At 70.3% G+C, this 25,961-nt stretch carries 22 protein-coding genes and 1 tRNA gene; 16 read left to right on the top strand and 7 right to left on the bottom strand.

Features of this window, described 5'->3' with window-relative positions:
- The first annotated feature begins 182 nt into the window (after positions 1-182).
- From ASG63_RS07345 to ASG63_RS07360, 4 genes are all read left to right on the top strand, one after another.
- Positions 183-1,337 (top strand): hypothetical protein, encoded by a 1,155-nt coding sequence (locus ASG63_RS07345; RefSeq protein WP_056213669.1) that lies wholly within the window; start codon positions 183-185, stop codon positions 1,335-1,337.
- A 179-nt stretch (positions 1,338-1,516) separates the two neighbouring features.
- Entirely contained in the window at positions 1,517-2,440 is a 924-nt protein-coding gene (locus tag ASG63_RS07350; RefSeq protein WP_056213670.1) for an alpha/beta fold hydrolase, read from the top strand.
- Between the two features lie 107 nt (positions 2,441-2,547).
- Positions 2,548-4,827, top strand: a complete 2,280-nt coding sequence (locus tag ASG63_RS07355) for a xanthine dehydrogenase family protein molybdopterin-binding subunit (protein ID WP_056213672.1) — start codon at positions 2,548-2,550, stop codon at positions 4,825-4,827.
- Between the two features lie 161 nt (positions 4,828-4,988).
- A complete protein-coding gene (locus ASG63_RS07360; RefSeq protein ID WP_056213674.1) occupies positions 4,989-5,519 on the top strand; it encodes a phosphate-starvation-inducible PsiE family protein in 531 nt (176 codons plus the stop codon).
- A 90-nt stretch (positions 5,520-5,609) separates the two neighbouring features.
- Here the strand turns inward: ASG63_RS07360 and ldtR are convergent, their stop codons facing one another.
- From ldtR to ASG63_RS07375, 3 genes are all read right to left on the bottom strand, one after another.
- Complete coding sequence (gene ldtR, locus ASG63_RS07365) at positions 5,610-6,122, bottom strand: transcriptional regulator LdtR (protein ID WP_056213676.1); 513 nt, start codon at positions 6,120-6,122, stop codon at positions 5,610-5,612.
- A gap of 164 nt (positions 6,123-6,286) precedes the next feature.
- Entirely contained in the window at positions 6,287-6,754 is a 468-nt protein-coding gene (locus ASG63_RS07370) for a DUF6163 family protein (protein WP_056213678.1), read from the bottom strand.
- A 13-nt stretch (positions 6,755-6,767) separates the two neighbouring features.
- Positions 6,768-7,835, bottom strand: coding sequence for an enoyl-CoA hydratase/isomerase family protein (locus ASG63_RS07375; protein ID WP_056213680.1), 1,068 nt, complete (start codon positions 7,833-7,835; stop codon positions 6,768-6,770).
- Positions 7,836-8,101: 266 nt separating this feature from the next.
- On the opposite strand from ASG63_RS07375, the gene hemB reads away from it, so the two are divergent.
- The 4 genes from hemB (at position 8,102) to ASG63_RS07395 (ending at position 11,195) form a co-directional block, all read left to right on the top strand.
- Complete coding sequence (gene hemB / locus ASG63_RS07380; protein WP_056213683.1) at positions 8,102-9,160, top strand: porphobilinogen synthase; 1,059 nt, start codon at positions 8,102-8,104, stop codon at positions 9,158-9,160.
- A complete protein-coding gene (locus ASG63_RS07385) occupies positions 9,157-9,579 on the top strand; it encodes a hypothetical protein (protein WP_056213686.1) in 423 nt (140 codons plus the stop codon). Before hemB ends, ASG63_RS07385 begins: the two co-directional genes overlap by 4 nt.
- A 187-nt stretch (positions 9,580-9,766) precedes the next feature.
- Entirely contained in the window at positions 9,767-10,255 is a 489-nt protein-coding gene (locus ASG63_RS07390) for an RDD family protein (protein WP_056213688.1), read from the top strand.
- A gap of 193 nt (positions 10,256-10,448) precedes the next feature.
- Positions 10,449-11,195 (top strand): arginyltransferase, encoded by a 747-nt coding sequence (locus tag ASG63_RS07395; RefSeq protein ID WP_056213690.1) that lies wholly within the window; start codon positions 10,449-10,451, stop codon positions 11,193-11,195.
- Between the two features lie 22 nt (positions 11,196-11,217).
- Here the strand turns inward: ASG63_RS07395 and ASG63_RS07400 are convergent, their stop codons facing one another.
- On the bottom strand, positions 11,218-13,359 hold the full coding sequence (locus ASG63_RS07400) for a TonB-dependent receptor (protein WP_056213691.1): 2,142 nt from the start codon (positions 13,357-13,359) through the stop codon (positions 11,218-11,220).
- 504 nt (positions 13,360-13,863) lie between these two features.
- On the opposite strand from ASG63_RS07400, the gene purB reads away from it, so the two are divergent.
- The 5 genes from purB (at position 13,864) to ASG63_RS07425 (ending at position 20,014) form a co-directional block, all read left to right on the top strand.
- On the top strand, positions 13,864-15,171 hold the full coding sequence (purB, locus tag ASG63_RS07405) for an adenylosuccinate lyase (protein ID WP_056213693.1): 1,308 nt from the start codon (positions 13,864-13,866) through the stop codon (positions 15,169-15,171).
- Between the two features lie 58 nt (positions 15,172-15,229).
- Positions 15,230-16,090: a D-amino-acid transaminase gene (locus ASG63_RS07410; RefSeq protein WP_056213696.1), complete on the top strand. Its 861-nt coding sequence runs from the start codon at positions 15,230-15,232 to the stop codon at positions 16,088-16,090.
- A gap of 409 nt (positions 16,091-16,499) precedes the next feature.
- On the top strand, positions 16,500-16,850 hold the full coding sequence (locus tag ASG63_RS07415; protein WP_056213699.1) for a hypothetical protein: 351 nt from the start codon (positions 16,500-16,502) through the stop codon (positions 16,848-16,850).
- A 173-nt stretch (positions 16,851-17,023) separates the two neighbouring features.
- Positions 17,024-18,316, top strand: a complete 1,293-nt coding sequence (locus ASG63_RS07420) for an adenylosuccinate synthase (RefSeq protein WP_056213701.1) — start codon at positions 17,024-17,026, stop codon at positions 18,314-18,316.
- Positions 18,317-18,460: 144 nt separating this feature from the next.
- Entirely contained in the window at positions 18,461-20,014 is a 1,554-nt protein-coding gene (locus ASG63_RS07425) for a hypothetical protein (RefSeq protein ID WP_056213704.1), read from the top strand.
- 133 nt (positions 20,015-20,147) lie between these two features.
- On the opposite strand, the gene rpoH is transcribed toward ASG63_RS07425, so the two are convergent.
- Together rpoH and ASG63_RS07435 are read right to left on the bottom strand one after the other, a co-directional pair.
- Positions 20,148-21,038: an RNA polymerase sigma factor RpoH gene (gene rpoH / locus ASG63_RS07430; RefSeq protein WP_056213706.1), complete on the bottom strand. Its 891-nt coding sequence runs from the start codon at positions 21,036-21,038 to the stop codon at positions 20,148-20,150.
- A 245-nt stretch (positions 21,039-21,283) separates the two neighbouring features.
- Positions 21,284-22,279, bottom strand: coding sequence for an RluA family pseudouridine synthase (locus ASG63_RS07435; RefSeq protein ID WP_056213708.1), 996 nt, complete (start codon positions 22,277-22,279; stop codon positions 21,284-21,286).
- 148 nt (positions 22,280-22,427) lie between these two features.
- Here ASG63_RS07435 and ASG63_RS07440 point away from each other — a divergent pair.
- Positions 22,428-22,502 (top strand) — tRNA-Glu (locus ASG63_RS07440).
- A gap of 66 nt (positions 22,503-22,568) precedes the next feature.
- Here ASG63_RS07440 and ASG63_RS07445 read toward each other — a convergent pair.
- On the bottom strand, positions 22,569-23,336 hold the full coding sequence (locus ASG63_RS07445; protein WP_244472664.1) for a Crp/Fnr family transcriptional regulator: 768 nt from the start codon (positions 23,334-23,336) through the stop codon (positions 22,569-22,571).
- Positions 23,337-23,811: 475 nt separating this feature from the next.
- Between ASG63_RS07445 and ASG63_RS07450 the strand changes: the two genes are divergently transcribed.
- Together ASG63_RS07450 and ASG63_RS07455 are read left to right on the top strand one after the other, a co-directional pair.
- Positions 23,812-24,090, top strand: coding sequence for a hypothetical protein (locus ASG63_RS07450; RefSeq protein ID WP_056213710.1), 279 nt, complete (start codon positions 23,812-23,814; stop codon positions 24,088-24,090).
- A gap of 506 nt (positions 24,091-24,596) precedes the next feature.
- On the top strand, positions 24,597-25,904 hold the full coding sequence (locus ASG63_RS07455) for a hypothetical protein (protein WP_056213712.1): 1,308 nt from the start codon (positions 24,597-24,599) through the stop codon (positions 25,902-25,904).
- The last annotated feature ends 57 nt before the right edge of the window (positions 25,905-25,961 follow it).

Consider the following 25,961-nt stretch of genomic DNA (forward strand, 5'->3'; position numbering starts at 1 on the left):
TGTTCGCAGAATCCCGGTCCGGGCACGGGAATCAAGCCCTGACGGGTCTCGATCCACCGCGGAACCGACGCAGCCTCGCCGCGGCTCACCGCGCGGGGGCTCGCCGTGGACCGGGGCGTGCAGCATAAGGGCGCCCAGGACAGCCGAAGCCCGCGCTTGGCGATTCGCCCGAGGACAGGTTCTTGAACATCACCCAGATCACCCACCACGACCTCGACGGCTACGGCGCCTCCACGGTGGTCGGCCAGTTCGCCGAGGTCGCCCGCATCGTGCACGTGCCGCGCTATTCCGATGTCGGGCCGGTGGTCGAGACCGAGCTGAAGCGCCTCGGCAAGGCGTCCGCCCCGGAAATGATCGTGATGACCGACCTCGGCCTCGAGGCGGTGGCCGTGACCTTCATTCGCAACTTCGCCGCCCTGAACCGCCGCCGAGATCCGACGGCGCGCCACCGCCTCGTCGTCCTCGATCACCACGCCTCCTCGGTCGACCAGCTGCGCGAGCAGGGCCTCGCGCCGCAGGCCGATCCCGCGGCGCCGAGTCTGCAGCGCTTCGACCTGGAAGATCCGAACATCGTCGTACTCATCGACGAGGCCTGCTGCGCCACCCGCATGGCCTACGAGCACCGGGTCCTCTACGCGACCCGCGAGACCGGCGCGGATCCGATCCTCGGCGCCCTGGTGACGGCGGTCGATGCCGTCGATCTGTGGCGCAAGGACCGGCGGGCCTTCCGCAACGGCCTGAGCCTCGACGAGATGTTCTGGGACAACGTCTCGAACCTCGTGCCCATCGGGCATCCCTGGCACGACCGGTTCGTCGGCGACCTCCTCCTCGGCGCAGCCCGCCTCCTTGGCGAGGGCGCCTCCCCGGCCGTGATCGAGGGCCAGGTGCCGGCCCTGCGCAAGGCGATCCTCGACGGCTACCTCGCAGAGGACGAAGGCGACGACCGCACCCTCACCACCCGCATGCGCATCGCCCGGGTGCTAGCCCGCTCGGACCTGTTCCATCCCCTCTCGGACGGCACGCTGATGTCCTTCGGCCTCGATTCCGGCACCTTCCAGCGGGTCTCGGACCTGATCATGGAGAGCGGCCGGGCCAAGCGCGTGCTCAACGTGCAGCGGGCGGGAACCATGTCCTTCCGCTCCAACAACGAGACCGCCCTGGAAGGCGCGCGGCGCTTTCGCGGCGGCGGCCACAAGGATGCCGCCGGCGGCAAGCTGACCAGCGGCTCGGCCTTCTCCCTGGCGGACGCCATCGCGCAGGTCGAGCCGGTGCTGAACCCGCCGGCGGCCGACCCGGCGCTGAGCCCGTTCGGGGCCTTGAAGAACTGGAAGGGCTGAGACGCGCGGTCCCCCCGACGCAGCCGCCCCCGATGGCCGGCCCGGCACGGGCGCGGCAGTCTCGCCGCCGCGCGCCGCCTGTGCCATCCTCGCCGCGGACCGAATCCCTGCCCGGCACCGACGGCACAGCTGCGGCGCCGGGACGGTCGAACCCTGTCCGCGACGTTTCCGGGGACACCATGCCGCCGATCGCTCTCCTCAGCCGCGGGCCGTGTCCGTTCCTGTCGGGCTTCGACCTCGCCGACGCGACGCTGCCCGACCTGCGCCTCCGGGTCGCCCTGTCCCCGGGCGGGCCGCGTCTGCCGGTGCTGCTCCAGCATGGGCATCCGCAGACCCACGCCACCTGGCACGCGGTGGCGCCCCGGCTTCGGGAGGCCGGCCATCCGGTGGTCGCCCCCGACCTGCGCGGCTACGGCGACTCGGATCGACCGGACTCGACGGCCGATCACGCCCCCTACGCCAAGCGGGCCATGGCGGCCGATGCCGTCGCGCTGATGCACGCCTGCGGCTACGAGCGCTTCGCGGTCGTCGGGCACGATCGGGGCGGCCGCGTCGCGCATCGCCTGGCCCTCGACCACCCCGCCGCGGTGGACCGCCTCGCCGTCCTCGACATCGCCCCGACGCTGACGATGTACGCCCGCACCGACCGGGCCTTCGCGACCCGGTACTTCTGGTGGTTCTTCCTGATCCAGCCGGCGCCCCTGCCCGAGCGGATGATCGGCGCCGACCCGGAGGCCTATCTGCGCCATCACCTCGCGGGCCAGAGCCGGACGCCCGGGATCCCGAGCGAGGCGATGATCCGGGAATATCTGCGCTGCTACCGCGCGCCCGGCAGCCTCCATGCGATCTGCGAGGATTACCGCGCCGCGGCCGGGATCGACCTCGACCACGATGCCGCCGACGCCGCCGCCGGACGCCGGGTCACCGCGCCGCTCCTCGCCCTCTGGGGCGCGCAGGGCACGGTCGGCGAACTCTACGACGTCGCCGCCACCTGGCGCGAGACGGCCGACCGGGTGGAGGGGCACGCCCTCCCCTGCGGACACCTGCTGCAGGAGGAGGCACCGGACCTGGTGCTGGACCACCTGCGTCCCTTCCTGGGCTGAGGGCCTGTCCTCGCGACGCGACGAGGACTCCCGAGCGACTCGCGGTCGCGCCCGGATCGGCCGGCCCGGAACGGCGGTTACCCCTGCCGTGAGGCGAGGAGAGCCCGATGGCGAGACCGACCGATCTGCGCGATCCCCCCGCCTGGCTGGGGCATCCGCATCCCCGCGTCGAGGGCGGCGCCAAGGTCACGGGTACGGCGGTCTACGCCTCCGACACCCGCCTGCCGGGTCTGGCCCACGCCGCCCTGGTCACCAGCACCATCCCGCGCGGACGGATCACCGGCTTCGACCTCGCCGCCGCGCAGGCGGTCCCGGGGTGCCTGCGCATCTTCACCCATCGGGATTTCGCTGGCGCGATCCGGCCGGTGAAGCACCTGATGGCCGGGGGCTACGCCAACAGCGGGCACCTGCCGCTGGGATCGGACGCGGTCGCGTATGCCGGTCAGATTGTCGCCCTGGTGGTGGCGGAGACCGTCGAGGCGGCCCGCGCGGCGGCGGCCCGCACCCGGGTGCACTACGCGGCCGAGGCCTTCGCCGACGGATTCGACGCGCCCGGGGCCGAGGTCGTGCGCCTCGCCGACCTGAAGCCGGAGCACCACGACCCCCGGATCGGCGACGCCGACGACGCCCTGGCGCGGGCCGACGTCGCCGTGTCCGCCCGTTACGCGACGCCGATCCAGCACCACAACCCGATCGAACTGTTCACCACCACCTGCACCTGGGACGGCCCGCGCCTCACGGTCCACGAGCCGTCGCGCTACATCGGCGCGGTCCGGCACGGGCTCGCCGCGCAGCTCGGCCTCGATCCGGGCGACATCCGGGTGGTCTCGGGCCTGATCGGCGGCCATTTCGGCGCGAAGCTCGCCCTAGCGCAGTACACGGCCCCGGTCGCCCTGGCGGCCCGCGCCCTCGGGCGGCCGGTATCCCTGGTCGCGAGCCGCCGGGATGGCTTCACCATCGCCAACTACCGTCCGGAAAGCCGGCACGACATCCGCCTCGGGGCGAGCGCCGACGGGCGCTTCACCGCCCTCGTGCACGAGGCCGCGGTCATCGCCTCGCGCTTCGATCCCTTCGCCATGGAGGGCACCGACGTCACCGCGAGCCTCTATGCCTGCCCGGCCATCCGCACCGACGAGCGCGCCGTGCGGGTCGACCGCAACACCCCCGGGCCGATGCGGGCGCCGCCCGAGGTGCCCTACCTCTTCGCCCTGGAGAGCGCCGTCGACGAGATGGCAGTCGCCCTCGGGATCGACCCGATCGCCCTGCGCCGTCGCAACGACACGGCCGCCGACCCGATCTCCGGGAAGCCGTTCTCCTCGCGCCCGCTGATGGCCTGCTTCGAGGCCGGCGCGGAGGCCTTCGGCTGGGCGACGCGCGATCCGGAACCGGGGCGGATGCGCGACGGCCCCTGGCGGATCGGGCTCGGCTGCGCCGCCTCGGCCCGGCCGGTGAAGATTTCCCCCGCCACGATGCGGATCCACCTCGGGGCCGATGGCCGCGCCACCGTCGCCACCGCCCATCACGAGATCGGCAACGGGATCACGACGCTGCTCGCCCTCGGGGCCGCCGAGTGGCTCGGGACCACGCCCGAGGCCGTCACGGTCTCTCTGGGCGATACGGCGCTGCCGGCGGCTGGGCTCTCGGGCGGCTCCTCCACCACGACCAGCCTGCTCCACACCCTGGCGCAGGGCTGCGAGACCCTCCGGGCCCGCCTGGCGCAGGCCGCCATCAGTTCCGGTCCCCTGGCCGGAGCCGATCCCGCCACGCTGCGCCCGCATGCGGGCGATCTCGTCGCTCCAGACAGGCGGACCTGTCCGCTGGCGGCGCTCGTCGCGGGCCTCGACCCGAACGGGATCGAGACGGTGGCGGCCTTCACCCCCGAGGGGTCGGGGCCGGAAGCCCTGGAGGCGATCGGATCGGGCCGGATGGCCCTCGGGACCGGCGCCGGCGGCAAGGCCGTGTCCTGGGCCTTCGGCGCCCAGTTCGCGCGGGTGCTGGTCCACGACGAGACCGGCGAGATCCGGGTGCCGCGCCTCCTCGGCGCCTTCGCGGCCGGCCGCGTCCTCAACCCGTTGACCGCCCGGAGTCAGCTCACCGGCGGGATGATCTGGGGGCTCGGCTCGGCGCTTCTGGAGGAGACCATCCTCGACCGCGGCCATTACCGCAACGCGGATTTGGCCGAGTACCTCGTCGCCACCGCCGCGGACGCGCCGGAGGTCGAGGCCCTGCTCGTGCCGGACCCGGACGACGGCGTGAATCCCCTCGGCCTCAAGGGCCTCGGGGAGCTCGGGATCATCGGCGTCAACGCCGCGATCGCCAACGCGGTGTTCCACGCCACGGGCCGCCGGATCCGGTCCCTGCCGATCCGGGTCGAGGACATGCTGTGACCGATCGCGGGCCCCTTCGGCCGATCCTCGTCCGGGGCTGACGCGGTCGTGATCGCGTCGCCCGGCCCGGGTGCTCCGGCCGGCACGCTCTCGAAACGTGGCCGCCCTGGACGCCCGCCCGCCGATCCTGTCTGATCGACCCGACAGAGGAGGAGCGCGTCATGTCCGACGACCGGGACGATCAGGGCCGGCTCACGCGTGCGGCGAGCTTCGTCTTCCTGCACACCGAGCACGCGATCTACGCGGCGCTCGGAATCCTCCTCGCCCTGACCGCCCTCGTCGCCCTGATCGACGCCACCGCGCTGACCTGGGAAGCCGTGCGCCACCTGGGCGGGGCCGATCAGATCCTGGAGGTGGTCGACCGGCTGCTGTTCCTGCTGATGCTGATCGAGATCCTGCACACGGTGCGGGTGTCGATGCGCTCAGGCAAGCTGACCTGCGAGCCCTTCCTCATCGTCGGCCTCATCGCCTCGATCCGACGGGTCCTCGTCATCACCCTGCAATCGTCGGAGATCACCCACGCCAAGGACTGGTCGCCGGAGAAGCAGGCGCTGTTCCAGGCCTCGATGATCGAGCTCGGCGTTCTCGCCGGCCTGATCCTCACGATGGTGTTCGGCATCTTCATGCTCCACCGCGCCCGGGACGACGGCAAGCCGGCGGGCGAGGAATCGGCCGAGCACGCCGGTTCCTGACGGAGCGGGACGCCGTCGCCGGGGCCCCGGAACGCGAACAAGCCCGGCGAGCCGGGCTTGCGCGGTGCCGCGATCGCCCGCGATCCGGTCCTAGAGGCGGTAGCGGATCTGGTCGGTCCAGAAGCGCTCCAGGCGGCTGAGCGCCGTGTTGAGGCGGCCGAAATCGTCGTCCGAGATGCCGCCGATCGGCTGGATGGTGCGGGCGTGCTTGTCGTAGAGGCTCTGGATGATGTCGTGGACCTGACGGCCCTTGTCGGTGAGGCTGATGCGGACCGAGCGGCGGTCGGTCTTCGACCGGGCGTGGTGCAGGTAGCCGGCCTCGACGAGCTTCTTGACGTTGTAGGAGACGTTCGAGCCCAGATAGTAGCCCTTGGTGCGCAGCTCGCTCGCGGTGAGCTCCTTGTCGCCGATATTGTAGAGCAGCAGCGCCTGGACGCTGTTGACGTCCTCGCGGTCGCGACGCTCGAACTCGTCCTTGATCACGTCGAGGAGGCGGCGGTGCAGGCGCTCGACGAGGTGCAGAGCCTCAAGATACGAGCCGTGGGCCGGGACGGTCTCGGGAGCGGTTTCGGTCTTGCTAACCTTGGCAGCCTGGGACTTCATCGTGGGCCTCTTCAGATCTCTGTGCTTCAGGGCCGGTGTTCTTCGCCACCGCTCATGAAGCCAACCTAGGAGTCGCAGATGAAAGACGGTTTAAGCGATAGGATGAATTTGCGATTTACCTCTCTGGGTAAATGCAAGATGAAGCGAACGTCGTAACCCAACGTTTACCGGATTTCCCGCGCCGCCAGGAAAGACAAGATAAAATACAACGCAATAATCCCGGCCTGTATTGCCAGGTAGACGGGCACTATTGGCAGGAGCTGTGGGGTCAGGACCGCCAGGGTGAGCGCGCTGGTGGCGGCCAGCAGCCAGACCACACCGCCCCAGGCGCTGGTGAGCCAGAGGCCCACCGCGGCCATCGGATCGATCACCGCGAAGTAGACGATCACGCTCTGGCGCCCGAGCGTCTCCGATTCGAAGGGGCGTCCGCCGGGCAGGATGTCGAGGATGCCGGCCCAGGTGGCAACGGACTTCGCGAGCCAGAACAGGGCGGTGAGGCGCATGAACCAGACCAGCACCACGTCCCAGCCGGTCTGCGGCACCTGGGGCGCACGCTCGATCCGGTCGGCACCCCCGTCCTGATTGCGTCCGCGGATTTCGCGGGAGCCGGGGACCTTGGTCAATCCGCGCACGCCGGACCTCTTCTCATGACTCGGACGATCCGGTGAAGGACGGCTCCGGCCCGCCCGTGGCTGCGAAGGCTGCGGCGATCGTCGCGGGGTCGACGGCGTCCAGGGTGGCGGGATCCCAGGCGGGCGCGCCGTCCTTGTCGATGACGGCCGCGCGCACGCCCTCGAAGAAGTCGTGGCCGCGCATCAGGGCGCTGACCATCCGGTATTCCGTGAGCATCGCCTCGGGAAAGCTCAGGCCCGCGCCGCGGCGCATCTGCTCGCGCACCAGGACCAGGCTGGTGGGCGAGCGCGTGCGCATCAGGGCGGCGGCCTCGGTGGCGAAGGGTGCGCCGTCCGCATCGAGGCGCGCCAGGATCTCCGCGACGGTGTCGGCGCAGAAGCACGCGTCGATGCAGGCCCGTGCCGCGACCAGGGGCCCGGGCTCGGGCACCGGCCGCGCATGGGCGCCGAGCACCGCCGCGATCGGCGCGCCGGAGGCCAGATCGTCCACGATCCCGTCGAAATCCCCCGCCGCGGCGTGGTGGGTGGCCAGACCCACCGCGTGGGCGTCGCCCGGTCCGATGCGGGCGCCGGTCAGGGCGAGGTAGGTTCCCGTAGATCCCGGCAGCCGCGGCAGCACGAAGGTCATGCCGACATCGGGAAACAGGCCGATCCCGACTTCCGGCATGGCGAAGCTGTAGCTTTCCGACGAGACCCGATGGCTGCCATGGACGGAGAGGCCGTTGCCGCCGCCCATGACCAGGCCCTCGATCAGGCTGACCACAGGTTTGGCGAACCGCTTCACGGTGGCGTCGAGGCCGTACTCGGCGCGCCAGAAGGCATCGACCGACGCGTGCGCGCCGGCCTTGGCGAGGGCGTAGATCTGGCGGATGTCCCCGCCGGCGCAGAAGGCGCGCCCGCCCCGGCCGCGCAGCACCACCCGCGTCACCGCCGCGTCGCCGGCCCAGATGTCTAGCTGCGCCTGCATCGCCCCGAGCATCGCCAGGGACAGGGCGTTCAGGGCGCGCGGCCGGTTCAACGTCACGAGGCCCACCGCCCCGCGCCGCTCGAACAGGATCTCCGCTTCGCCCGTCTCCGCCATGGGTCCTCCCGCCAGGGATGAGTCCTCCCGCCTGGATCGCCTGCTTAGACGAGGTTTTGGCGCTTGGCGTCAATCGGAGGGGCGTTTCCGGAGGCCCTTGCGCTGTGCGCGTGGCGCAGGCCTGCCGTGGACGAAGTCCAGCCATCCCTGCGTCGGCATCACGGGTTTCGGAGGCTTTTCCGGATGTGTTAGGCCCGTGCTCGCCCGCCCCGGCCAAGGCCGCTCCCGGTCACGGCCCGGGCCGAAAACCATCGAGTTCGCCCACGATGACCAACGAACCAGCGACCCCGCGTCCCCTGGCGGTCGAGACGGCCCAGGAGGCCGCTCGCCCGGCCCCGCTCGGCATCACCCAGCGCCCGCGCCGAAACCGCAAGGCCGAATGGTCGCGCCGCCTCGTGCGCGAGAATACCCTCACGGTCGATGACCTGATCTGGCCGCTCTTCGTGATCGAGGGGGCGGGCCGGCGCGAGCCCATCGCGTCGATGCCGGGCGTCGAGCGCCTCAGCGTCGACGAGATCGTGCGGGACGCCGAGAAGGCGGCCCGCGCGGGCATCCCGGCGATCTCGTTCTTTCCCTACACCGAGCCCAGCCTGCGCGATCCCACCGGTTCGGAATCGCTCAACCCCGACAACCTCGTCTGCCGGGCGGTGCGGGCGGTGAAGCGGGCGGTGCCCGAGCTCGGGATCATGACCGACGTCGCCCTCGATCCCTATACCAGCCACGGCCATGACGGCCTGCTGGAGGACGGCGCCATCCTCAACGACGAGACCGTGGCTCTCCTGGTCGAGCAGAGCCTGATCCAGGCCGAAGCCGGCACCGACATCATCGCGCCCTCCGATATGATGGATGGGCGCGTCGGCGCGATCCGGGCCGGCCTCGACCGGGCCGGGTTCCGCGACGTTCAGATCATGGCCTACGCGGCCAAGTACGCCAGCGCCTTCTACGGCCCGTTCCGGGACGCCATCGGCACCCAGGCGGCCCTGGTCGGCGACAAGCGCACCTACCAGATGGACCCGGGCAATTCCGACGAGGCCATCCGGGAGGTCGCCCTCGACATCGCGGAGGGCGCCGATTCGGTGATGGTGAAGCCCGGCCTGCCCTATCTCGACATCATCCGCCGGGTGAAGGACGAATTCGCCGTGCCGACCTTCGCCTATCAGGTCTCGGGCGAGTACGCGATGATCGAGGCCGCCGCCCGCAACGGCTGGCTCGACGGCGAGCGCGCCATGGTCGAGAGCCTGCTGGCCTTCAAGCGCGCGGGCGCCGACGGCGTGCTCACCTACTATGCCCTGCGGGTCGCCGAGCGGCTGCGCGCCGGCGCGTGAGCCCCGGACCGGCCGCGCGCGGGCTCCGCATCGCGCTCGCCGCCGGCGTCGCCCTCCTCGGCCTCGCCGGCTGCGAGAGTTCGGTCGATCGTCAGCGCGCCATGATCTGCCGGCGGGTCGTGCCCGCGCTCGCGCCCCCCGAGACTGCGGTGAAGCTCCTGCGCATCGGCGCGGGCGCGACGCTGGACGAGCTCCGGGTCGACTACGCGGTGGCGGGGCGGCCCGGCCAGGCCGCGCGTCAGCGCTGGGTCACCTGCCGTTTCGGTCCCGGTGCGGAACTCCTCGGCCTCGCCACCGAGGCCGGACCGGTCAACGGGGCGCGCCTGTTCCTGTTGCGCCACTACTATCTCGAGACCCCCGAAGCCGCCGCCGCGGACCCGGGCGGCCAGCCGGTGCCGGCCGGCCGCCCGCCCCCGTGAGACCGCGGGGCCGCGGCGATTTCGCGGCGCATGCTCGAGTTTCGTCCTCGCGTCTCTCGTCCGTGAGTCTCACGTCCTTGAGTCTCCTGTCCTTGAGTCTCCTGTCCTTGAGTCTCCTGGGGCGCACGCCCATCTCTCGCCTCAGAACGCCGCCGCTCCGTCCGCGAGCGCGATTCAGGAGCGCCCCATGCGCGAGACGCAAAGCCCCTACGCCGATCGCTTTCAGACCGGCTACGCCCCCCAGGTCCCGGTGCCCTATGTCCGGGGCAGCCTGGGCGCGCGCTTCCTCGCCTATCTCCTCGACATCCTGTTCATCTTCGGATTCACCGCCCTCCTCACCCTGCTGATCACGGTGATCGGCGTCCTTACCTTCGGGCTGGGCTGGACCCTGTTCGCGATCCTGCCGGCGAGCGGCATCCTCTACAGCGCGATCACGGTCGGCGGCCCGGCCCAGAGCACCTGGGGCATGCGGATGATGGGCCTGCGCGTCTTCGCGCCGGAGAGCGGCGCGCGCGTGGACTACCTCACCGCCGCGATCCACGCTCTGCTGTTCTACGTGGCCGTGGCCTCGGCCTTCCTGCTCTGGGTGCTGGATGTCGGCATCGGCCTGGTGCGGGCCGATCGCCGCCTCGGTCACGACCTGATCCTCGGCCTCGCGGTGGTGCGGGCCGGCTGACGCGGTCGCCTCCGGCGTCGCGTCGACGCACGTCTTCGACGACGCGGCGGCTCTCGGCCGGACAGCACGATCCCGGTTTCGCACGAAATCGTCGCGGAACCCTCCCAGGGAGTTGAGCCGGCCCGCGTTGCGGATACACTCAAGTCTCGGGGTGCGCGGTGCGCACCCGGCACGCGGCGAGCGACAGACAAGCGTGACGAGCCATTCCCGGGACACCCCGCAATTCTACCTGACGGCGCCCTCCCCGTGCCCCTACCTGCCGGGCCAGGAGGAGCGGAAGGTCTTCACCCACCTGGTGGGGCGCCGCGCCCGCGACCTCAACGAGATCCTGACGCAGGGGGGCTTCCGCCGCTCGCAGACCATCGCCTACCGGCCGGCCTGCGAATCCTGCCGGGCCTGCATCTCGGTGCGGGTGGTGGTCTCCGATTTTCGTCCCTCGGCCAGCCAGCGCCGCATCCTCCAGCGCAGTGCCGACCTCGTGGGCAATCCCGAGCCCAACCGTCCCGCTTCGGAGCAGTACGCCCTGTTCCGGCGCTACCTCGATGCCCGCCACGGCGACGGCGGCATGGTCGACATGACCGTGCTCGACTACGCCATGATGATCGAGGACAGCCACGTCGACACCCACCTGGTGAACTATCGCCGGCGCGGGCCCGACACCGCGATCAACGGGCGCGGCACCGGACCCACCGTCGCCCTCTGCCTGACCGACGTTCTCGCGGACGGCCTGTCGATGGTCTACTCGTTCTACGATCCGGCCGAGGCGCACCGCTCGCTCGGCACCTACATGATCCTCGACCACATCCGCCGCGCCGCCGATCTCGGCCTGCCCTACCTCTATCTCGGCTACTGGGTCGAGGGCTCGCGCAAGATGGACTACAAGGCCCGCTTCACGCCGCAGGAGCGCCTGATGGGCCCCGGCTGGCAGCGGGTGGAGTAGCGCCACCCGCCGCACGTGACCCTCAGAACTTGGCGATGATCTGCGCCCGGATCGTGCGCGGCGCGCCCGGCGTGAGGTTCTGGTTGTTGTCGGCGGTGTAGATGTAGCGCCGGTCGAACAGGTTCTCGATGTTCACCTGGGCCCGGACCGACTCGCTGACCTGGTAGAACAGCCCCAAATCGAAGCGCGTGTAGCTCGGCAGACGCACGGTGTCGTCCGAGGTCGCGAAGGTGTGGGTCTGGTGGATCACCCCGATGCCGATGCCGAATTCGGGCGTGAGGTCGAATTTGTTCCAGAGGGAGACGCTGTTGAACGGCACCAGCCCGACGGTGTTGCCCTTCACGATGGTGGACGAGACGGCACTTTCGATGCGGGCATCGGTGAAGGCGTAGCCGCCGGCGATCTGCCACCAATCGGTGAGGTAGCCGTTGGCGCCGATCTCGGCGCCTTGCGTGTTGGTCCTGCCCGACAGGAGGAAGAAGCCCGCATTGTTCGGGTCGGGCAGCCGCTGGTTGGTGCGGTCGAGATTGTACAGGGCGCCGGTGACCTGGAAGGTCGGCGTCACGTCGTATTTCACGCCCACTTCGAGGTTCTGGAAGCCCTCCGGCCTGGCGATGACGAGTCCGGGCGTGAACGCGCCGATCTGGTCGCCCGAGGACGGCAGGTAGGACACGCTGTAGCTGCCGTAGAAGGCGAGGTTCGCTAGCGGCTTGATCACGAGGCCGGCGCGGGGCGAGACGAGGTTGTCGACGCGCTCGTTGGTCAGGCCCGTGGCCCGGCCCCGCGCGGAGAAGTCGAAATAGTCGTAGCGCAGGCCGCCGACGATCTGGACGTACTCGTTGAGGTCGATCTGATCCTGGGCATAGGCCGCGGCCAGGCCGAGGTCGTAGCGAACGTTGGCGTCCGTGGTGCCGTTGTTGCGGAAGGTCACCGGTGCCCGGGAGATCGGCGACATCGGGTTCACCACCACGCTGGTGACGAGGCTGTCGCCCACCCGGGAGAAGCCCGTCTCCCGGAAGGCGAGGCCTTCCTGGTAGCCGAGCTCGAAACCGGCGAGCAGCGTGTGCTTCACGTCGCCGGTGAGGAACTTGTAGGTGAAGTCGTTCTGGCTGAAGTAGTTGGTCCGGTTGGTCTCGCTGCGGTAGATCGTGATCGGCACCTGCGTGCCGGCGGCGTTGACCGGCGCGGCCGGCAGGGAATTCGAGTAGAAGCGGTTGTAGTCGGCGAAGCGCAGCTGATTGCGCATCTGCACGCCGGACTCGAACGTGTGATCGAGGGTCGCCGTGGCGATGTTGGCATCGACCGCCGTCCGGTTCACGGTCGGGTTGCCGAAGAAGGTGCGGGTGTTGTTGCGGTAGTTGTACGGCCGGCCGTTCTGCGAGGGGATGCCGCGATCCGGGAAGCGGTCGTCGTGGAAGAACTCGTAGGAGAGCTTCAGCGTGGTGGCCGGGCCGAGCAGGAAGGTCATCGTCGGATTGATGCCGTAGCGCTGCAGCTTCCCGAATTGCCGGTAGGTCTCGCTGTCCTCGAACACGCCGTTGAGGCGGAAGAACACGCTGTCGCTGATGCGGTCGCCGACATCGAGCGCCACGCGCTTCTGGTTTAACTGACCGCCGCCGGCCACGATCTCGCGCACCCGCAGGCCGTCGGCCTCCTTGAGGACGCGGTTGATCACGCCGCCGCCGCCGCCGCGCCCGAAGATCAGCGAATCCGGGCCCTTGAGCACCTCGATCCGCTCGATGTTGTACAGGTCGCGGAAGTACTGGACGTCGTCGCGCACGCCGTTGACGAAGAAGTCCGCGTTGGTCTTCTGGCCGCGGATGACGACCTCGTCGCGGTTGTTCTCGCCCTGGGCCGGAATCACGCCCGGCACGTAGCGCAGCTGCTCGGTAAGGTTCTGGACGTTCTGGTCCCGGATCTGCTGGCGGCTTACCACCGTGATCGATTGCGGGGTGTCGAGGAGCGGCGTGTCGGTCTTGGTCGCGCTGCGGGTGGCGCGGGTGACGTAGCCGACCGTGTTGCCCGGCAGGCCCTCGACGCTGAGCTGATCCAGGGTGACGGTCGTTCCGTCGCGCGGCCCGACTGGCTGGGCCTGGGCGATGGCCGTGAGGGCCGTTCCGCACAGGAGGGGTGCGATCAGTCGTAATCCTGCTGTCGTACTCATCGGTTTATCGCCCGCCTGTAGTTCATCTGTGCTTGAGGGTTCGCCCTTTAAGCAGTTGCAGGGCGTCTTTGTCCCTTGGGGCGAGCCTATTTTTCAAGCAAGAGGCGACGGCGCTCGTTTAGGGCTTCATCTTTTTCAATCGTTCTTAGAACCCCTGGAAACAAAGCGGCAACATCCTCTTCGCACTGCGCAATCCCTGCGCGGTTCGCAAACTTGGAACGACTCCGAAAACGGCTGATCCGACAGGGCTGTTCCTTTTCTGCCACGGTCTTAAGGGGCGTCGGACGCGTGCCGCGACCGGATCGGGGGCATCGGCAGGGTTCTGCGCCAGCGTCGCCGGGCCGTGGCTCGTGTCTGCGGCGGCCGTGACGCTCCGATTCGCTGCGCTTCGCGCGGGACGGCGTCGGCGGCGGCCGGGGGCCCGCGTTGAGCGCGATCGCCGCCCATGCTAGGCGCGCCTGATCCCGTTGCCCCTTTTTCCGACGCGTTGACCGAGGCGCCCGCATGATCCCCCGCTACAGCCGCCCCGAGATGACCGCGATCTGGTCGCCCGAATCGCGTTTCCGGATCTGGTTCGAGATCGAGGCCCACGCGACGACCGCGCTGGCCGAGATCGGCGTCGTCCCGAAGCAGGCCGCCGATGCGATCTGGGAGAAGGGCCGCGACGCGGTCTTCGACGTGGCCCGCATCGACGCCATCGAGGCGGTGACCAAGCACGACGTCATCGCGTTCCTGACGCACCTGGCCGAGATCGTCGGCCCCGAGGCGCGCTTCGTCCACCAGGGCATGACCTCGTCGGACGTGCTCGACACCTGCCTCAACGTCCAGCTCGTGCGCGCCGCCGACCTGCTGATCAAGGATGTCGACGCCCTCCTCGCCGCCCTCAAGCGCCGGGCCTTCGAGCACAGGATGACGCCGACCATCGGCCGCTCGCACGGCATCCACGCCGAGCCGGTCACCTTCGGCCTGAAGCTGGCGCAAGCCTACGCGGAGTTCGAGCGCAACCGCGCCCGCCTCGTCGCCGCGCGGGAGGAAATCGCCACCTGCGCCATCTCGGGCGCCGTCGGCACCTTCGCCAACATCGATCCGCGGGTTGAGGCCTACGTCGCCGAGGCCATGGGCCTGACGCCGGAGCCGGTCTCGACCCAGGTCATCCCGCGCGACCGCCACGCGATGTTCTTCGCCATCCTGGGCGTGGTCGCCTCTTCGGTGGAGCGCCTCTCCATCGAGGTCCGCCACCTGCAGCGCACGGAGGTGCTGGAAGCGGAGGAGTTCTTCTCGGAAGGGCAGAAGGGCTCCTCGGCCATGCCGCACAAGCGCAACCCCGTGCTCACCGAGAACCTCACGGGTCTCGCCCGCATGGTGCGCGCCTACGCCCAGCCCGCCATGGAGAACGTCGCCCTCTGGCACGAGCGCGACATCTCGCATTCCTCGGTGGAGCGCATGATCGGGCCGGACGCCACCGTCACCCTCGACTTCGCGCTGGCGCGTCTCACCGGCGTCGTCGACAAGCTGCTGATCTACCCCGAGACCATGCAGCGCAATCTCGACAAGCTCGGCGGCCTCGTCCACTCGCAGCGGGTGCTGCTGGCCCTGACCCAGGCCGGCGTCTCCCGCGAGGACGCCTACCGCCTGGTCCAGCGCAACGCGATGCCGGTCTGGCGCGGCGAGGGCGACTTCCTCACGCTCCTCAAGGCCGATGCCGACGTCACCGCGGCTCTGAGCCCGGAGCAGATCGAGGAGTGCTTCGATCTCGGCTACCACTTCAAGCACGTGGACACGATCTTCGCCCGGGTGTTCGGCGCAAGCTGAGCTCCGCACGAATCCTGCTTGCCCCGACCCGCCCCACCCGGACCGAAGAGGTAACCCCGTGTCCCAGGCCCGCATCGTCTACCTGAACGGCGACTTCCTGCCCTTCGCCGAGGCGCGCGTGCCGATTATGGACCGGGGCTTCCTCTTCGCCGACGGGATCTACGAGGTCTCGGCGGTGCTCGACGGTCGCCTCGTGGACAACGAGGCGCATCTGGCCCGCCTCGACCGCTCGCTGGGCGAGATCGACATCGCCAACCCGCACAGCCTGGCCGAGTGGATCGGCCTGCAGACCGCGCTCATCGCCCGCAACGGGCTGACCGAGGGACTGGTCTACATGCAGGTCACGCGCGGCGTGTACGAGCGCGATTTCGCCTATCCCCCCGCCGGCACCGCGCCCACGGTGATGATGTTCACCCAGGCCAAGACCGTGGCGGCCAACCCGCTCGCCGAGACCGGCGCCAAGATCATCACCGTGCCGGACCTGCGCTGGAAGCGCCGGGACATCAAGTCGGTGGCCCTCCTGGCCCAGGTGCTGGCCAAGCAGCAGGCCGCCGCCGCCGGCGTCGCCGAGGCCTGGATGGTCGAGGACGACGCGGTCACCGAGGGTTCGTCCTCGACCGCGTTCATCGTCACGAAAGGCGGCGCCCTCGTCACGCGGCCGCTCTCCACGGCGCTCCTGCCCGGCATCACCCGCAAGGCAGTGCTGCGCCTCGCCGAGGAGTCCGGCCTCGCCCTCGAGGAGCGCCTGTTCAGCGTCGCCGAGGCCCTGGCGGCGTCCGAGGCCTTCTACACCAGCGCCTCGGCCTTCGTGATGCCGGTGGTCTCCATCGACGGCCACGCCGTTGGCGAGGGCCGCCCCGGCCCGCACACCCGGCGCCTGCGCGAACTCTACATCGGCATGGCGCGCGAGAGCGTTTGAGGCTCACGGACAGGACCTGCGAAAGCGCGTGAGACCTGTCCGGTCGATCCGGGCGAAAGCAGAGGGCTGCGGACTCAAACGAAGACCGACCGAGTATCTTCCTCTCGCCTGTGCGGGAGAGAGTGGCCCGCGAAGCGGGTTCAGAAGGGGGGGAGACCTCTTCGGATGCGGCGCGCCCCTCTCCCGGTCGCTGCAAGACCACCCTCCCCCGCAGAGGGGCGAGGGAGAAATCGCGGCACAAGCCCCTTCCCGAAGCCCCTTCCCGAAGCCCCTTCCCGAAGCCCCTTCCCGAAGCCCTCGCCCGAAGCCATACCAGGACCATCGTCCCATCACGGGACCGATGGGGCAGGAACGCTTCGGCGCCCGGCCTGTTCTCCCTGAAACCCCGCATCCGAGACAGGGAGACCCTATGCGCTCGATCCTCACCCTCGCGGTCGGCTTCGGCCTGATCGCCGGCACGGCCTTCGCGCAGTCCCCCGACGCGCCGCTGAAAGGCCGGGACACCGATCCGGCCCTGCCGCCGCCGAACCAGACCATTCCCGACAAGATCCGTCCCTCCGAGGGAACGGCCGACCAGGGCACCTCCGCTGACAAGGGCACGCTGAGCGACAGGCTCGAGAAGAGCGATGGCGTCATCAAGCCGCCGGGCAATGCGGCCCCCGGCATGGTGGTGACCCCGCCTGACCCGAACCCCGGCTCGATGCCGGTGATCAAGCCCGGCGACCTGCCCGGCCGCCAGCCCGGGACCGAGGCCCGCTAGACCTCCCGCTCGGCGGGGAGGCCGACTGGGCGACATACCCGCTCATCGGGCGGCGAACCGGCCCCTTGCTTGATTTCCGCGCACGGATCGCGGAAAGACCCGAGGACAGCGAAAGCGGTCCGCCCGTCAGGTCGGACCGCTTTCGCGCGGGTTACGGCACAGGTCTTCAGTGAATGGCAAACGTCGTCGTCGTAGGCGCCCAGTGGGGTGACGAAGGCAAGGGCAAGATCGTCGACTGGCTCTCCGAGCAGGCCGACGTGGTGGTCCGCTTCCAGGGCGGCCACAATGCCGGCCACACGCTCGTGATCGACGGGGTGACGTACAAGCTCGCGCTGCTGCCGTCGGGCGTGGTGCGGGGCGGCAAGCTCTCGGTGATCGGCAACGGCGTCGTGGTCGATCCGTGGCACCTCGTGGACGAGATCGCCCGGCTTCAGGCCCAGGGCGTCGAGATCTCGCCCCGGACCCTGCGCATCGCCGACAACGCGACCCTGATCCTCCCGCTGCACCGCGAGCTCGACCACTTTCGCGAGACGTCGAACGCCGGGCTCAAGATCGGCACGACGAAGCGCGGCATCGGCCCGGCCTACGAGGACAAGGTCGGCCGCCGGGCCATCCGAGTCGTCGACCTCGCCGACGAGTCGACCCTCGAGGCGAAGATCGAGCGGGTGCTCACCCATCACAACGCCCTGCGCCGGGGCCTCGGCATCGCCGAGGTGGACGCGGGCGCCCTGCTCTCCGAGCTGAAGGCGATCGCCCCGACGATCCTGCCCTATGCCGACACGGTCTGGAAGCTCCTCGACGACGAGCGCCGCGCTGGCAAGCGCATCCTGTTCGAGGGCGCGCAGGGCGCGCTGCTCGACGTCGACCACGGCACCTATCCGTTCGTGACCTCCTCGAACATCGTGGCCGCGCAGGCCGCCACCGGCTCCGGCATGGGCCCCTCGGCCATCGGCTACGTGCTCGGCATCGCCAAGGCCTACACCACCCGGGTCGGCGAGGGGCCGTTCCCCACCGAGCTGTTCGACGAGATCGGCGAAACCATCGGCGCCAAGGGCCGCGAGTTCGGCGTCAACACCGGGCGCAAGCGCCGCTGCGGCTGGTTCGACGCCGTGCTGGTGCGCCAGACCGTCCGCACCTCGGGCATCGACGGCATCGCCCTGACCAAGCTCGACATCCTCGACGGCTTCGAGTCGATCAAGGTCTGCACCGGCTACCGCCTCGACGGACAGGTGGTGGACCACCTCCCCGCCAATCAGGCGGCGCAGGCCAAGGTGGAGCCGATCTACGAGACCATCGAGGGCTGGTCAGGCACCACGGCCGGGGCCCGCTCCTGGGCCGACCTGCCGGCCCAGGCGATCAAGTACGTGCGCCGGATCGAGGAGTTGATCGGCGCACCGGTGGCGTTGCTCTCGACCTCCCCGGAGCGCAACGACACCATTCTCATGCACAACCCCTTTGAGGACTAGGGCGGTTTCCGCTTGATGGGCGCGCGGCCGCGCGGGGATGATGCCCCTGGCGGACCCGCGGTGGTCGGCCGGCGTCGCCCGTCCGCGGGACGGCGGGACGAGGCGGCGGGTCGGTCGCCGGTGAGAAGGCGGATCTGAGGCACGATGGCCGACTATTATCCCCTGCTGGCACGGGCGCTCGACGCGATGCCCGACCGCTCCCCGGCCCTGCGCCAGGCCGTCTACGAGCGCGCGCGGGGTGCGCTGATCGGTCAGCTCCGCTCCCTCGATCCGCCCCTGTCCGAGGACGACATCGACCTCGAGCGCAACGCCCTCGAGGCCGCCATCCTGCGCCTGGAGCGCGACCACGGGGGCGTCGCCCCGTCGCCGCCCGAGCCGGCGCCGGCGCCCGAGCCGCCCGCCCCCGAGCCGGACCCCCTCCGGCCGCCTCCCCCGGCCAACGATCTCACCGATCTGCCCGAGCCGCTCCCGCCCGAGCCGTCTGGGTCCGAGCCGGTTCCGCCGGAGGCGACCCTGCCGCCTGCGCCGCCGCCGAATCTCGGCGTGACGGCCGCCGGACCGCCCGTGTCGGCCCAGCCCGAGCCGGGTCCGCCGGCGCCTGAGCCGGTGCAGCCGATCGCCGTTTCGCCGCCGACGCCGCGCGACGGCGCCGGTCCGTCGGCCGAAAGCGGCGCCGACACGATCCCGCCGCCGGTCCGCATCCAGGCCCGCAAGGCGAAGAGCCCGCCCTTCATGGCCGCCGAGGGGGCGGACGAAGCGTCCGCGCCGACCCCGCCCCCGCAGGAGGACTGCAGCGACGTGCCGCCTCCGGATGGCGGCCAGCGCCAGCGTCCGCGCATCGAGGTGGTCGGGCCGCGGCACGGGCGCTCGCGCCTCCTGCGCAACGTGCTCGTCGGCAGCATCCTGATCGCGGTGATCGGACTGATCGCGGTGGCCGCCTTCCTCCTGCGCGACAGGCCGGCCGACCTTCAACCGATCGCCACCGAGCAGCAGGACGCGGCCCCGGAAGGCGCCGATTCGAAGTTCGCCGACCGGGTCGGCGGCGACGCCGCGCCGGCCGAGCGCGCCGCGCCGGCCCGGCGTGCCACGCCCGCGCCGACGCCGTCCCCGACGCCCGCCGCCCCGACCCAGGCCCAGCCGGACCTCGCGGTCACCCAGCGCGCGGTGCTCTACGAGGAGAACATGGGCGGCGGCGCCAACGCAACGCCCACCACCACCCAGGGCCGGGTGGTCTGGCGCCTCGACACCGTCCCGGGCGAGCAGGGCCAGCAGCTGGAGACCGTCGTGCGGGCCACGGCCGACTTCCCGGAGGCCGGGCTGACCCTCGCGATGACCGTGCGCCGCAACCTCGACGCGACCCTGCCGGCCTCGCATACCATCGAGCTCGCCTTCACGCCGAGCGGCCCCACGGCCGCCCGCCACAACGTCCAGGATATCGGCCTGCTCCAGGGCAAGGACGACGAAGGCGCCCGCGGCTCCCCCGTGGCCGGCCTGCCGGTGCGGGTCCGCGAAAACCTGTTCCTCATCGGGCTCTCGTCGCTGCCGAACGACATCGAGCGCAACACCGACATCCTGCTGCACAAGAACTGGTTCGACATCACGCTGAAGTTTGCCGCCGGCCCCCGCGGGATCATCGCCTTCGAGAAGGGCACCGCCGGAACCCAGGTCCTGCAAGGCGCCTTCGATCAGTGGCGCTAGGGCGTTTCGCGCCGCGGGTCACGCGCGCGGAAGCTCTCGTCAGCGACCGCGCATCGGGCCCGGAACGCAAAACGGCCCCCCGGCACGATGTCCGGGGGGCCGTTCTCCTGTCGGCGAAGGCGGTCTCAAGAACTCAGGCGTGAGCCTCGACGCGCGGGGCCTCGCGGGTGGCGAGGTTGCGCTTGACCGCCTCCTGGATCTTCTCGAAGGCGCGGACCTCGATCTGACGGACGCGCTCGCGCGAGACGCCGAACTCGCCGGAGAGATCCTCCAGGGTGATCGGGTCGTCGGCGAGGCGGCGCGCCTCGAAGATGCGCCGCTCGCGCGGATTGAGCACCGAGAGCGCATCGCGCAGGGCCGAGAGGCGGTTCTGCCCCTCTTCCTCGCGGGCGAGCACGGTCTCCTGGCTCGGGCTGTTGTCCACCAGCCAGTCCTGCCACTCGCCCTCGCCCTCCTCGCGCAGGGGCGCGTTGAGGGAGGTGTCGCCCGAGAGGCGGCGGTTCATGTCGACCACCTCCTGCTCGGGCACGCCGAGCTTGGTGGCGATCTGGGCGACCTGGTCCGGCTTGAGGTCGCCCTCGTCGAGGGCCGAGATCCGGCCCTTGGCCTTGCGCAGGTTGAAGAACAGCTTCTTCTGGTTGGCGGTGGTGCCCATCTTCACGAGCGACCATGAGCGCAGGATGTATTCCTGGATCGCCGCCTTGATCCACCACATGGCGTAGGTGGCCAGCCGGAAGCCCTTGTCCGGCTCGAAGCGCTTGACCGCCTGCATCAGACCGACATTGCCCTCGGACACGACCTCGCCGATGGGCAGGCCGTAGCCGCGATAGCCCATGGCGATCTTGGCGACGAGACGCAGGTGGGACGTGACGAGGCGATGGGCGGCGTTGCGGTCGCCCTTCTCGCGCCAGTCCTTGGCGAGCGTGAACTCCTCGTTCGGCTCGAGCATCGGGAACTTGCGGATCTCGTCGAGGTAGCGTGAGAGGCCACCTTCGGTGGCGAGCACTGGCAATGCGCCGGCCATGATCTTACCTCCTTGAAAGGACCCCCTGAGGGCGGTCCGAAGCGAACCGCCGCTCCCTTGAGCCGACCGTTCGATTCCCCAAGTCTAGCGGGAAACCGGCGGGAACGGAAAGGCGGCGCGTGGGACGCGTCCGGCATCAACGCACGGGATCCCGCTTGGGTCTCTGATGACACGAATGGCCGCAGCCCGCCGTGTCCTGGCGCACGCCCGCGCGGTCTCGTGCAATCTTGACTGTGTCTGCGGCGCTACGCCCCGTCCCGCAGCGCGGTGACGAGGGCCTGGAGGTCCGCGGGCAGCGGGCTCTCGAAATGCAGGGTGTCGCCCGTGCGCGGATGGGCAAAGCCCAGGACGCTGGCGTGCAGCGCCTGCCGGCCCAGGGTGCCGAGGGCGGCGCGCGCCGCCGGGCCGAGGCGGCCCGCCTTGGTCTTGAAGGCCCCGCCATAGACCGCGTCGCCCAGCAGGGGGTGGCCGCGATGGCTGAGATGCACGCGGATCTGATGCGTGCGCCCCGTCTCCAGCGTGCAGCGCACCAGCGCCACCGGCGCCTCGGCCCCCAGCACCGCCTCGACCCGGTAATGCGTGATGGCGTGCCGGCCGCCCTCCCCGCGCACCACCGCGATCTTCTCCCGGTTGCGCACGCTGCGGGCGAGGTTCGCCGCGATGGTCCCGGCCCGGGGCTCGGGTACGCCCCAGGCCAGGGCGAGGTAGGCCCGCTCCAGCGGGCCGGTGCGGCCGTGGTCGGCGAACTGCGCCGTGAGCCCCGCATGGGCCAGATCGTTCTTGGCCACCACCAGCAGGCCGCTGGTGTCCTTGTCGATGCGGTGGACGATGCCCGGCCGGCGCACGCCGCCGATCCCCGACAGGCTCTCGCCGCAATGGGCGATGAGGCCGTTCACCAGGGTCCCCGACTCGTGGCCCGGCGCCGGGTGGACGACGAGGCCGGCCGGCTTGTCGATGACGATGAGGTCGTCGTCCTCGTACACGATGGCGAGGTCGAGGGCCTGCGCCACGGGTTCCGGCGCCACCGCCGCCGGGATCACCACGGCGAGCTCGGCCCCGGGGCCGACCTTCGCGGAGGGGTCGCGGCTGACGGCGCCGTCCCGGCACACCTGCCCGGCGCGGATGAGATCCTGCAGGCGCGAGCGCGAGACATCGGGAAAGGCCCGGGCCAGGGCCCGGTCCAGGCGCTCCGTCGCGGCGTCCTCGGGAAGCGTCGCGCGGCGGTCTTCGAGTCCCGGCAAGGGGCCATCCTTCGATTTAAAAATGTCGCGTGCGGGCCGACCGGGCGATTTCAGCCCTTGTCGTGCCGCGCGACCCTCGCTATACGATCGCCCATCGGCCGGGAAGCACGGATCGCCGCAGCGATCACCGAGTGCCTCCCTCCGGTCCGCGCCCATCGTCTAGCGGTTAGGACAGGTCCCTCTCACGGATCAGACCGGGGTTCGATTCCCCGTGGGCGCGCCAAGCACTCCCCCTCGACATTCCGAAACATGCCGGCTGTCCCAAGCCTTCGCGCGCGGTCGGTTCCCGTCAATTCGAATGCGGGGCCTGCGCGCCGAGGCCATGGGCGGCCATGGCGTTGAGGCAATGGGCCGGAATCCGCCGGATGGCGCGCGTCTCCGCCTCCGCGTCCATGCGCAGGTAGGCGGCGTCGAACTCGGCGAAGGCGGACAGGGCGGCGAGGTCGGGAATGGTGAGGCGCCGGTCCCGGAGTCCGATGCGCCCGTTGCCGCGCAGATCCTGCAGCACCCGGTTGACGTGGACGTTCGAGAGGCCGGTCGCGTCCGCGAGATCGGCCTGGGTCACGGGCAGCGCGCAGCTGGTCCCGGTCGTCCGCCCCACCCGCTGCTGGCGGACATAGAGTTCGCAGAAGAGGTGGGCGATCCGCTTCACGCCCGGCTGGCAGCCGAGATTGACCATCCACTCACGCAGGGTCGCCTCGTCCACGAGCGTGCTTAGGCTCAGGGCGCAGGCCAAGGCCGGGACGGTGTCCAGGATCTCCGCGACGGTCTCGGCTGCGAGGTGAACCGCCTTGCAGGGCGACAGGGTGACGATGCTGTGGTCCATCCGCTCCAGGAGGGAGACATCCAGCGCGCAGAGGTCACCGGGCAGCAGGAACGCCAGGATCTGACGGCGGCCGCTCGCCCGCGCCTTCTGGCGGCACGCCATCCCGTCCAGGATCAGCCAGAGACCGTCCGGCTTGTCACCCTCGCGCACCAGGGGCGTGTGCGCTTCGAGGCTGCGCCGCTCCGCGCTGATCCGCTCCAGAATCGCCCGGTCTGCCTCCGATAATTCCACGAAGCTTTCGAGCTTTCGCGTGAAGGGATTGGGCAAACGTGGGGGCGAATTGTCCGTCCGGGTCATGCAGTTTTCACCCACGCGTTCCGGCCGATGACAGCGCTTACGTAGATCTTAATTTTGTAAATGTTAGCGGTCGAATGTGAAGTCTTCAATCGGGTATTGGGAAATGTCGAAAACCGGACATTTCGTCCGGCGTGAAAAGGCTACGGGCAAACACTGGGCACCCCCGAGCACTGCGAAATTCCGGATCGATCCCGCGGCATTGCGAACCGTCCTCGTCGCCGGCGCGGCCTGGACGCGGTGCGAATCCCGGGGGGACCGCGGCCAGGAGCTTCGGAGTAACGGGAGCGTCGGAGGATCGAGCGCGCCATTCCGCTGCCGCCGGGCGTCGGACGAGACAGGGCCCTTGCCCGGCCGCGATAGGACAAGCTGTCCGGCTGACGGCCGCGCCCGCGCCATGCGATGAGCGGGCATGATCCGGATCATCAAGCACATCCTCGTCGAGCCCACGGCGGACCAGCTGCCGCGCCTGCGACGGATTCAGGCGGCGGTCCTCGCCCGGTTTCCGGACGCCACCACGGAGATCGTCCCCGGCCTGCTCGACGATGACCTCGTCGTCGAGGTGCGGCTTCCGCTCCTCCACCTGATGGCATGGCGCGGCGCCCGGGACGCCTGGGGCGACTTTCGCCAGGCCGGGGACGGGACGCCGCCCGATCATGTCGGGACGGCACGCGACGCCGGGCCGGATTGACGCGTCGCGGGTGGGGAGCGCCATCCCCAGCGCGTTTTCACGCTTGCGGGAGGGATGACGGACGAGATTGCACGCCGCAATGCTGCAATCGGCCGTCCGAACCGCAAGTCGACCGCCACGCTTGTCAAGCTGAGCCCAGCAACGCGACGGATCAGGCGCCGCTGCGCTACAAAAGCCATACGTTAAGAATTTGCTAACAGGACGCGTTTGGCGTGATTGACAGGGGCAGGAAATTGCAACCTTGTTGAATCCTGGTCGTGGGTTGTCCGCCACGAGATTGGATCGCAGAAATGAGCTGGCTTTCGCTCCGCAAATTGACCGCAAGTGAAAGCAAGGCGCCGTCTTCACAGCAGACCGATGCATTGCTTCGTTCTCCAATACAGGATGTGCCTTTTATCCGTATTGCCGATGAGGCGGAGACGACGGAGCCGCTACTGGACAGTGAAGACCTTTCGCTGGATTCCCTCGGGCAGCACAACGAGAGCCTGCGGTTCCGCGTGGCGGAAATGTCCGAGCGCCTCGACGACCTGAAGTCGCTCCAGGCGGATTTCTCCGCCCTCCTGGTGCCGATCGTGGCGATCACCGAGGAGCTTCCGCGGGCCAAGGTCCGGACGGCGGAGCTCGAGACCCTTCTGGCGATGGAGCAGGGCAACGCGGCCACCCTCCGGCGCGATCTCGCCGACGCCACCGGACGCCTCGCCGCGGCGACCAACGACGTGGCGGCTGCCAAGATCCAGCTGCACCACCTCGAGACCAGCCTCCAGGCCCGCGACGCGGCGGCCGAGGAGGTGCGGATCGCCCTGCGCGACAAGACCCTGCAGGCCGAGAACCTGGAGCGGCGCCTCTTCGCCGAGACCGAGCAGAGCCGGGCCCTGCAGGGCGAGAGCAAGGCGCTGCGGGTGGAGGCCAAGGCCCTCGACCAGGCGCTGGCCCGGTCCGACAGCGAGCTGCAGGACCTGCGCGAGAGCCGGCACGCCCTCGACCGTGACAACCTCCGGCTCCAGAACCTGAGCGAGGCCCAGGCGGCCCAGCTCGCGGAACTGAGCGCCCGCGCCCAGGAGTTCGAGGGCCAGGCCGAGTCCGGCCGCGTCGCCCTGCACAACGTCGAACAGCAGCTGGCGGCGGAGATCGCCGCCGCCCAGAAGGCGGAGGCCCAGTACGAGGCCGAGGTCGCGAACCATCGCACCGAGCGCGCGAGCCTCGCCATGCGGGTGGAAGCCGCCACGAGCCGGCTCGCCAACACCGAGCAGATGCTGGCCCAGCTCCGCACGCAGCTCCGCGAGCGCGACGAGGCCGGCCGCTCGGCCGAGCGCGGCCTCAAGGAAGCCTCCATCGAGCGCGTCACCCTGGAGCGTCGGCTGGAGAGCGCCCAGGTCGACCTCGCCCGGCAGAACGAGCGCTTCCTCGAGATGCAGCGGGCCCGCTCGGAATTCGAGCACCGCTGCGAGATGCTGACCAAGGCGATGGCGGCCAAGGATGCGGCCCTGGAGCAGGCCCTCGGCCGGGTCTCCAGCCTGTCCGACCGCATCGACCACCTCGTCCACCGCCAGGAGGTGGAGCGTGCGGATTTCGAGACCGTGAACCACCGCCTGATCGAGGAGCTCCAGCACGAGCGTTCCGAGCGCAAGCTCGCGCAGGGTGCCCTGGACATCGCCCGCGAGAGCCGCGTCGCCCTGCAGAAGCAGCACGAGGCCCTGCGTCGCTCGGCCCGCAGCTTCGCGGGGGACGAGGGGGCGCGGAGCGAGCCGGCCCCGGCCGCGCCCCCGCCGGAGCCGAGCAACGTCCGTCCCTTCTCGCCCCCGCCCGAGAAATAGCGCCCGACCCGACCGATCCAGCCTCGCCGACCCGACCCCTCCACCCCTTTAAGAGAC

The sequence above is a fragment of the Methylobacterium sp. Leaf94 genome (assembly GCF_001426045.1).
GTDB lineage: Bacteria > Pseudomonadota > Alphaproteobacteria > Rhizobiales > Beijerinckiaceae > Methylobacterium.

What these genes read in the sequence shown, in the direction of transcription:
- ASG63_RS07350 (WP_056213670.1), top strand. Translation starts at nt 1,517, where the DNA reads ATGCCGCCGATCGCTCTCCTCAGCCGCGGGCCGTGTCCGTTCCTGTCG.
- ASG63_RS07355 (WP_056213672.1), top strand. Translation starts at nt 2,548, where the DNA reads ATGGCGAGACCGACCGATCTGCGCGATCCCCCCGCCTGGCTGGGGCAT.
- ASG63_RS07360 (WP_056213674.1), top strand. Translation starts at nt 4,989, where the DNA reads ATGTCCGACGACCGGGACGATCAGGGCCGGCTCACGCGTGCGGCGAGC.
- ldtR (WP_056213676.1), bottom strand. Translation starts at nt 6,122, where the DNA reads ATGAAGTCCCAGGCTGCCAAGGTTAGCAAGACCGAAACCGCTCCCGAG.
- ASG63_RS07375 (WP_056213680.1), bottom strand. Translation starts at nt 7,835, where the DNA reads ATGGCGGAGACGGGCGAAGCGGAGATCCTGTTCGAGCGGCGCGGGGCG.
- hemB (WP_056213683.1), top strand. Translation starts at nt 8,102, where the DNA reads ATGACCAACGAACCAGCGACCCCGCGTCCCCTGGCGGTCGAGACGGCC.
- ASG63_RS07390 (WP_056213688.1), top strand. Translation starts at nt 9,767, where the DNA reads ATGCGCGAGACGCAAAGCCCCTACGCCGATCGCTTTCAGACCGGCTAC.
- ASG63_RS07400 (WP_056213691.1), bottom strand. Translation starts at nt 13,359, where the DNA reads ATGAGTACGACAGCAGGATTACGACTGATCGCACCCCTCCTGTGCGGA.
- purB (WP_056213693.1), top strand. Translation starts at nt 13,864, where the DNA reads ATGATCCCCCGCTACAGCCGCCCCGAGATGACCGCGATCTGGTCGCCC.
- ASG63_RS07415 (WP_056213699.1), top strand. Translation starts at nt 16,500, where the DNA reads ATGCGCTCGATCCTCACCCTCGCGGTCGGCTTCGGCCTGATCGCCGGC.
- ASG63_RS07420 (WP_056213701.1), top strand. Translation starts at nt 17,024, where the DNA reads ATGGCAAACGTCGTCGTCGTAGGCGCCCAGTGGGGTGACGAAGGCAAG.
- ASG63_RS07425 (WP_056213704.1), top strand. Translation starts at nt 18,461, where the DNA reads ATGGCCGACTATTATCCCCTGCTGGCACGGGCGCTCGACGCGATGCCC.
- rpoH (WP_056213706.1), bottom strand. Translation starts at nt 21,038, where the DNA reads ATGGCCGGCGCATTGCCAGTGCTCGCCACCGAAGGTGGCCTCTCACGC.
- ASG63_RS07450 (WP_056213710.1), top strand. Translation starts at nt 23,812, where the DNA reads ATGATCCGGATCATCAAGCACATCCTCGTCGAGCCCACGGCGGACCAG.
- ASG63_RS07455 (WP_056213712.1), top strand. Translation starts at nt 24,597, where the DNA reads ATGTCCGAGCGCCTCGACGACCTGAAGTCGCTCCAGGCGGATTTCTCC.